This is a genomic window from Phenylobacterium sp. (genome assembly GCF_030681155.1).
Lineage (GTDB): Bacteria > Pseudomonadota > Alphaproteobacteria > Caulobacterales > Caulobacteraceae > Phenylobacterium.
In genome coordinates, this window is record NZ_JAUXXE010000066.1 from 42,912 (window position 1) to 50,527 (window position 7,616).

The following is a 7,616-nucleotide window of genomic DNA, read 5'->3' on the forward strand; positions in this document are numbered from 1 at the left end:
GTGAGCCGCATCTACAAGATCCTGCCGCGTACAGAGTGGACCGCCGCCCAAGCCGACGGCGTCTTCACCGGCTCGGCCGTCGATTTAGCCGATGGCTACATCCACTTTTCCACCGGCCCCCAGGCCGCCGAGACCGCCCGCCGTCACTTCGCCGGCCAGGCCGATCTGGTGGTGCTGGAGATCGAGGCGAGCGACTTGGGGGAGGCCCTGGTCTGGGAACCCTCACGCGGCGGCGAGCTCTTTCCTCATCTCTATGGACATCTGCCTGTCGCCGCCGTGCTGGCGGTGACGCAGGCGCCGCTGGGCGACGACGGCGTTCCAAACCTCGGGGAACTGGCATGAGCCTTCACGACATCGCCGCGCGGGTCCTGCACGTCCTGGATCCCGAGGACGCCCACCGCTTCACCATTCGTGCGCTGCAGGCCGGCCTTGGCCCGGGCTCAGGCGCCGACGATCCGATCCTGGCGACGGAAGTCGCTGGCCTGCGGCTGCCGAACTGCGTCGGTCTCGCGCCGGGCTTCGACAAGAACGCCGAGGTGTTCGGCCCAATGCTGCGCGCCGGGTTCGGGTTCGTGGAGTGCGGCACCGTCACCCCGCTGCCCCAGGCTGGCAACCCGCGCCCGCGCCTGTTCCGGCTGAGCGAGGACCAGGCGGTGATCAATCGCATGGGCTTCAACAATGAGGGGCTCGAGGCCTTCGCCGGCCGTCTGGCCCGCCGAGGACCGGGGATCGTCGGCGCCAACATCGGCGCCAACAAGGAGGCCGAGGACCGGATCGGCGACTATGTCACCGGCTTGACTCGGCTATGGGGCCTGGCATCCTACTTCACGATCAACATCTCCTCGCCCAACACGCCCGGCCTGCGCGCCCTGCAGACCAAGGCTGCGCTCGAGGAACTGCTGGGCCGGCTGGCGCAGGCGCGCGACGGCCTGCCGGCGGAAGGCCGTGTCCCGATGTTCCTGAAGGTCGCGCCAGACCTGGAGGACGGCGAGGTCGAGGCGATCGTCGAGACGGTGGTCGCCAACGGGCTGCACGGGATCATCGTTTCCAACACCACCATCACCCGGCCGAGCCTGGCCTCGAAGCACGCGGGCGAAGCCGGCGGCCTTTCCGGCGCGCCCCTGACCCAGCTTTCGACCCAGATGCTGGGCCTGTTCCACCATGCCGCGGCGGGCCGCGTGGCGCTGATCGGGGCCGGCGGGATCGGCTCGGGCGAGGACGCCTACGCCAAGCTGCGTGCGGGCGCCTCCGCCGTCCAACTCTACTCGGCCATGGTCTATGGCGGACCAGGCCTGGTCACCCGGATCAAGCGCGATCTGGCCGCCTGCCTGCGTCGCGACGGCTTTGCTTCGGTGGCTGCGGCGGTAGGCGTCAATTGAAGCTCAGGGGCCGATTCCAGTCGCGTCCGGAGCTACGCTGCGTTGCCGAAACGTTCAGCGTGCAGTAACGGGGGAGTCGTCATGGCGGACGCCCCCTCTCCCCCGGCGCCCATAAGGTCGCTCAGGCGCCGCTTCTTCTGGCCGGGCGGCCTGTCCGCGCGTCTGCTGCTTCTCACGGTCCTGTTCGTGGCCGGAGCCGGCGCCTTGGCGCTTCCACCGGCGCTTGCATCCTTCGAAGAGCAATGGCTGCTGGACCGCGTGCGGGCCGCCGAACTCGCCTCGATGGCCACCGAGGCCGCGCCCGACCAGGTGCTGAGCGAGGCCTTGGCCTCTCAGCTTCGCCAGGGCGCAGGCGTCCAGACCGTCGCCATCCTCGACAATGACGGCAACCGCTTTCTGAAGGTGCCGGGGCCAAAGCTCGCGCGGCCGCCCTATCTGGTCGATCTGCGCGACCAGGCGCCGGCCTCCTGGTTGTCGGCGCCGTTCCAGACCCTGTTCGGCGGAGGTGGCGAGGGGCGTATGGTCCGCGTGATCGCCGAGCCGCGCTTCTACAAGGCCCAGTTTATCGAGGTCGTGGCGCCTGACGCCGAGCTGAAGGCCGAGCTGAAGGTCTATCTCTGGCGCCTGCTGGCGGTGATGGCCTTCGTCTCGGCCCTGGCCGGCGGCCTGGTCTATCTGTCGCTGAACTACTTCCTGGTCCGCCCGATGCAGCGGATCACGCGTTCGATGGAACGCTTCGCCGCCGATCCCGAGGATGCCGAGGCTCGGATCGCACCCTCCGGTCGTCGCGACGAGATCGGCCGCGCCGAAGTCCAGCTAGACCGGATGCAGGACGAATTGCGTTCGGCCCTGTCCTCGCGCGCCCGGCTGGCGGCGCTGGGCGAGGCGGTCGCCAAGATCAATCACGACCTGCGCAACATGCTGACCAGCGCCCAGATCGCCTCCGAGCGGCTGGCCGCTCTGAACGATCCGCAGGTCACCCAGGCCATGCCGCGGCTGGAGCGGGCCCTGGACCGCGCGGTGAAGCTCGCCACCGGGGTCCTGACCTACGGCAAGACCGAGGAGGCCGCGCCCGACGCCCGGCCCCTGGCGCTCGGCCCTGTGCTCGACGCTGCGGCAGAGGAGGCGCGGTTGTCGCCCGACGGCGTGCGGCTAATCTCGCTGGTCGAGACCGGCGAGCAGGTCAACGCCGACCCAGACCAATTGCATCGCATCCTGGTCAATCTGCTGCGCAACGCCCGCGAGGCGGTCGAGCAGCAGGAAGGCCGCGAGACGCCGGGTGCGATCCAGATCTCGTTGTTCGAGGATGAGGGCGTCAGCGTCATTCGCCTCGCCGACAACGGACCTGGGGTTTCCGAGCGCGCTCGCGAGCGCCTGTTCCAGCCGTTCGCCGGCTCGACCCGGGCCGGCGGCGCTGGGCTTGGCCTGGCCATCGCGCGTGAATTGGCCCAAGGCCATGGCGGCGACCTGTCGCTGGCCCAGACTGGCCCCGAAGGCTCGGTCTTCGAACTGCGCCTGCCGGGCGCGCCCGCCAAGCTGGCGCCCATCCGTCGCCGCAAAGCCAAGAGCCCCGAGGTCTGAGGCGGCGGCTGGCGCCACCAGCTTTGCTGCCCTTAACTCGTCATCCTCTGGTCAGCCGAAGGCTGATCCAGGGGACCCAAGCTGAGTTCGCAAATATGGTGAGGCCGCTTGGGTCCCCCGGATCGTCTTTCAGACGACCGGAGGATGACGAGCTGGGGACGGACGCCTCAATGGCAGTTACCCCTAGAACCCCTTCACCACGCCTTCGCGGCGCTCGTCGGCCCCGCCTTGCAGGCCTTGCGGCGTCACCATCACCCCGTGCAGGCCCGAGCCTTCGCCGCCGCTGCCGCGGAATACCACGCCCTTGGCCGCCAGCGCGTCGACCACGCCGGGCGCATAGCGGGCCGGCTCGGAGGCGAAGCTGTCGCCGCGCGCGATCAGGTTGGGCAGGTTGAAGGCTTCCTGCATCGGCATCTTCCAGTCCAGCACAGCGACCAAGGCCTTGAGGTTGTAGGCCAGGATCGAGTTGCCGCCCGGCGAACCGAGGGCGGCGACCAGCTTGCCCTGGCGGTCCAGGACGATGGTCGGGGCCATCGAGGAGCGCGGACGCTTGCCCGGCGCCACGGCGTTGGCCGCCTGGGTGCCGTCCTTGTTCTGGGGCGCCCAGGAGAAGTCGGTGAGTTGGTTGTTGAGGAAGAAGCCCCCGACCATCCGGCCGGTGCCGAAGATGCTCTCGACCGTCGTGGTCATGGACACCGCGTTGCCGGCGGCGTCGACGATGACGAAGTGCGAGGTGCCGCCCGGTTCCAGGGTGGCGTCAGGCGCGAGCTTGCCGGCGCCGCGCGGCTTGCCGGGCGCGGGCGCCGGGCCGGCGACCTCGCCGATCAGCTTGGCGCGTTCGGCGGTGTAGGCCGGGTCGAGCAGGCCTTCGATCGGGACGGGCGTGAAGGCCGGGTCGCCGAAGTAACGGTCGCGGTCGGCGTACATCAGCCGGCTGGCCTGGGTGAACAGGAACCAGGCCTGGGGATCGTTCGGCCCGCGATCGGCGATGTCGGTGTGCGACAGGATGCCCAGCGCCTCGAGCAGCGCCGCGCCACTGGACGGTGCGTCCGGCACGCAGACGACATAGACGCGGTAGGGGCCGCAAATGGCGTCGCCGACCTTGGGCCGATAGCTCTTCAGGTCGGCCAGTGTCACCGTGCCGGGGCGCGGATCTTCCGACACCTTGGCGACGATGGCCTGCGCCAGCGGTCCCTCAAGGATGGCCTTGGGGCCTTGGGCGGCGATCTTGCGGACCGTGTCGGCATAGGCCGGGTTCTTCAGCAGGTCGCCGGCCTGATAGCGCTCGCCGCCCGCCTTGGTGAAATAGGCCTTGGCGTCGGGGGTGGCGGTTTGCGGGAACGGTCCGGCGATCATGCCGGCCAGGCGCGGGCTGACGATGAAACCCTGGTCGGCCAGGCGCTCGGCGTCGGCGAACAGATCCTTCCAGGCCAGCTTCCCGTGCTGGGCCTGGGCCATGGACAGCATGGCGACCGCGCCAGGCACGCCGGTGGCCTTACCGCTGGTCACGGCTTCCGGATAGGAGAGCGGCTTGCCCGACGCATCCAGGAACATGTCGGGGGTCGCGCCGGCCGGGGCGGTCTCGCGGCCGTTATAGGCGATCACCTTCTTGGTCTTGGCGTCGTAATAGGTGAGGAACGCCCCGCCGCCGAGGCCTGAGCTCTGAGGCTCCACCAAGCCCAGCACCGCCTGCACAGCCACCGCCGCGTCGATCGCCGAGCCGCCTTGGCGCAGCACGTTTACGCCGGCTTCGACCGCGAGCGGATTGGCGGCGGAGACCAGGACCTTGGGGCCGGAGGCCGGCGCCGCGACGGAGGCGACGGGGGCTTGCGCCGGAGCCGTGGCGCAGGCGGTGAGGCCGAGCGCAAGGGACAGGGCGGCGAGACGCTTGAGCTGAAACACGAAGTACCACGCGAGGGGAGGTGGGGAGGAGAGCGGCACCATAGCCAAGCGTGCGTGGACAACAAATGCGAAGCCGTGCTTTCCGTATCGATTATGAGCAAAAACCTCGCAGCCGCCCCAGGACCCCGCAATCTGATCACCGATGTTCCGGGCTTGGCCGTGGGGCAGGCGCACGACGCCGCTGTACGCACCGGCGTGACGGTCATCCTGCCCGACGATAGGGCGGTCGCCGCCTGCGACGTGCGCGGCGGCGGGCCGGGCACCCGCGAGACCGACGCCCTGGCGCCCGAGAACCTGGTCGAGGCGATCGACGCCATCGTGCTGTCGGGCGGCTCGGTCTACGGCCTGGCGGCGGCCGACGGCGTTGTGGCGTGGCTGGGCGTGCAGGGACGGGGCTATGGCCTGGTCTCGACCAGCGGCGTGCCGCGCTCGCCGGTCGTGCCCGGGGCGATTCTCTACGATCTCGCCAATGGCGGCGACCGCGCCTGGGGCGAGGATCCGCCCTATCGCCGGCTGGGCCGTGAGGCGGTGATCGCCGCGGGGCGCGACTTCCAGCTTGGGACCGCCGGCGCCGGATACGGCGCCATGGCCGGCCGGCTGAAGGGCGGGACCGGCTCGGCCTCCATCGTCGCCGCCGACGGGATCACGGTCGGCGCGGTGGTCTGCGTCAATTCCTTCGGTTCGGTGGTCGCGCCGGGCGGCCGCACCTTCTGGGCCGCGCCCTACGAGGTCGGGGATGAGTTCGGGGGGCTGGGACCTGCGGGCCTAGCCGCCCCAGGCGACATCTGGGGCCTCGCCAAGGTCGATCCGGCCGAGCGGATGAACACCACCATCGCCTGCGTGGCCACGGACGTCGCCCTGACCCCGGCCCAGGCCAAGCGGGTGGCGGTGATGGCCCAGGACGGCCTGGCCCGCGCCATACGCCCGATCCACGCCCCGTTCGACGGCGACGTGGTCTTCGCGCTCTCCACCGCCGCCCGGCCGCTGGGTGACGGCGGCGACTTCACCATCGCCCGCATCGGCGCCCTGGCGGCCGACGTGCTGGCGCGGGCTGTGGCGCGCGGGGTCTACGCTGCTCAGCCTTGGCCAGGGGTGAAAGGCTGGCGCGACCTGCCCAATTAGCGACCGGGTCGACGCCGCGGCGTTTTCGTCGCCGGGCGGTAGCGTTTCGCCGATTTTGCCGAAACCCGCAGTCGAGCTTAGTGTCTTAGAGACCCGTGTTCGATAATTGCAGGAAGGCATACGATGCAGTGGGTGAATAGGGCGGCCCTGGCGGCCGGTGTAGTGGCCGCGGCCGGCGGCGCGCAGGCGCAAACCAAGCAGCAGGTGACCGGGCCGGTCGCCACCTACTGGATGAGCGCCCAGACCAGTTCCGGCTTCGGCGGGATGATGGGCGGCGGTGGCAAGGCCCCGTCCGCGGCCTCGATGATGGGGGCCATGATGGGCGGCGGCGGTTCGAACGTCTCCAAGACCCTGGTCCTGCAACTCGGCTCGACTCGCAAGCCGGCCGGCGAGCCAGCCGCCGAACACCTGCCGCCCCCCGTGCTCCAGGCCGGCCAGAGCCTGCCGCTGCTGACGCCTCGCGCCCAACCCAGCCAGCGCAGCGACGAGACGCCCAGCGCCATGCCCAAGGACTACAAGCCCAAGGGCCGTATGCTGATCTTCTGGGGCTGCGGCGAGCACGCCAAGTCCGGCCAGCCGATCGTCATCGACTTCGCCAAGATGGCGGCGGGGCAAATGCCGCCGGGTCTGGAGGCCCTGTCGAAGGGGCTGGCCATCACCCCGATGCAGCCGCCCTCGCCCGCCCGCTACGCCACCTATGGCGAATGGCCCAATGAGCGGACGCGGACCAGTGTCCCGGCCGGCGGCTCGCTGACCGGCGACCACTTGATCCGCGGCAATTACAGCCCCGACATCAAGTTCGCCCTGGCTCAGAACCAAGACTTCCTCGGCGCGCTGAACCTCACCACCAATGCGGTGAACCCGACCGGCTCGGGCCAGCTCGCCTGGAACCCGGTCGCCAATGCGCGCGGCTATCTGGCGACCGCGATCGGCGCCGGGGAGAACGACACCATGGTCATGTGGTCGTCGAGCGAGGTCCAGGCCTCGGCCTTCGCGCTGCCCGACTTCCTCAGCGACGCCGACCTGCAGCGGCTGGTGGCCTCCAAGGCGCTGATGGCGCCGAGCACAACCAAATGCACGATCCCCCAGGAGGTGCTGAAGATCGCGCCCCAGGCCATGGTCCAGTTGGCCGCCTATGGCGGGGAGACCAACATCTCCTATCCGCCGCGCCCGGCCGACCCGAAGACCCCGTGGAACATCGATTGGGCGCTGAAGGTCCGGTACAAGTCCCAGACCGGCGCGATGCTCGGGATGGAGATGCCGGGGATGGCCGCCGACGACGAGCGCGGCGCGCCCGGAGCGCCGACTCAATCTGGCCAGCAACCCACCGCGCCGTTCGGCGTCCCGGGCCTTGGCGGGGCGATCCTCAAGGGCCTTGGCGGGCGTCTACCCGGTCTCTGACAAGGGAAAATCGGCGAATGAAAATTTCTCTCACGGGGCGGGTTGCCAATCGCGATCACCCCGACTAGGTTCCGCGCCTTCGCCGAAAGGCACTGCGCGCCCGTAGCTCAGCTGGATAGAGCATCAGACTACGAATCTGAGGGTCGGACGTTCGAATCGTTCCGGGCGCGCCATTTTCTCCCAACTTTCGAGACCGTCGCAGACCGTTATTTCTCAACGGTTTGAACGGTT

6 protein-coding genes and 1 tRNA gene are annotated in these 7,616 nt (G+C 69.7%); 6 read left to right on the forward strand and 1 reads right to left on the reverse strand.

The window, feature by feature from the left end; translation table 11 throughout:
* From Q8M13_RS16875 to Q8M13_RS16885, 3 genes are all read left to right on the forward strand, one after another.
* Positions 1-342 carry a DUF952 domain-containing protein gene (locus Q8M13_RS16875; protein ID WP_305301251.1) on the forward strand — a complete coding sequence of 114 codons (342 nt, stop codon included), beginning with the start codon at positions 1-3 and terminating at the stop codon, positions 340-342.
* Entirely contained in the window at positions 339-1,379 is a 1,041-nt protein-coding gene (locus Q8M13_RS16880) for a quinone-dependent dihydroorotate dehydrogenase (protein WP_305301253.1), read from the forward strand. The genes Q8M13_RS16875 and Q8M13_RS16880 overlap by 4 nt, the downstream gene beginning before the upstream one ends.
* A gap of 81 nt (positions 1,380-1,460) precedes the next feature.
* Positions 1,461-2,960: a sensor histidine kinase gene (locus Q8M13_RS16885; RefSeq protein ID WP_305301255.1), complete on the forward strand. Its 1,500-nt coding sequence runs from the start codon at positions 1,461-1,463 to the stop codon at positions 2,958-2,960.
* 183 nt (positions 2,961-3,143) lie between these two features.
* Here Q8M13_RS16885 and ggt read toward each other — a convergent pair whose 3' ends face one another.
* Entirely contained in the window at positions 3,144-4,862 is a 1,719-nt protein-coding gene (gene ggt / locus Q8M13_RS16890) for a gamma-glutamyltransferase (protein WP_305301257.1), read from the reverse strand.
* Positions 4,863-4,955: 93 nt separating this feature from the next.
* Between ggt and Q8M13_RS16895 the strand changes: the two genes are divergently transcribed.
* From Q8M13_RS16895 to Q8M13_RS16905, 3 genes are all read left to right on the forward strand, one after another.
* Positions 4,956-5,984 (forward strand): P1 family peptidase, encoded by a 1,029-nt coding sequence (locus Q8M13_RS16895; RefSeq protein WP_305301259.1) that lies wholly within the window; start codon positions 4,956-4,958, stop codon positions 5,982-5,984.
* A 123-nt stretch (positions 5,985-6,107) separates the two neighbouring features.
* The gene (locus tag Q8M13_RS16900; protein ID WP_305301260.1) at positions 6,108-7,385 is read left to right on the forward strand and encodes a hypothetical protein; all 1,278 of its coding nucleotides are present in this window, start codon (positions 6,108-6,110) and stop codon (positions 7,383-7,385) included.
* Positions 7,386-7,481: 96 nt separating this feature from the next.
* Positions 7,482-7,558 (forward strand) — tRNA-Arg (locus tag Q8M13_RS16905).
* Positions 7,559-7,616: the final 58 nt, after the last annotated feature.

Excerpts from the sequence above, each read along its gene's own strand:
- Q8M13_RS16880 (WP_305301253.1), top strand. The coding sequence starts at position 339 with ATGAGCCTTCACGACATCGCCGCGCGGGTCCTGCACGTCCTGGATCCC.
- Q8M13_RS16885 (WP_305301255.1), top strand. The coding sequence starts at position 1,461 with ATGGCGGACGCCCCCTCTCCCCCGGCGCCCATAAGGTCGCTCAGGCGC.
- Q8M13_RS16895 (WP_305301259.1), top strand. The coding sequence starts at position 4,956 with ATGAGCAAAAACCTCGCAGCCGCCCCAGGACCCCGCAATCTGATCACC.
- Q8M13_RS16900 (WP_305301260.1), top strand. The coding sequence starts at position 6,108 with ATGCAGTGGGTGAATAGGGCGGCCCTGGCGGCCGGTGTAGTGGCCGCG.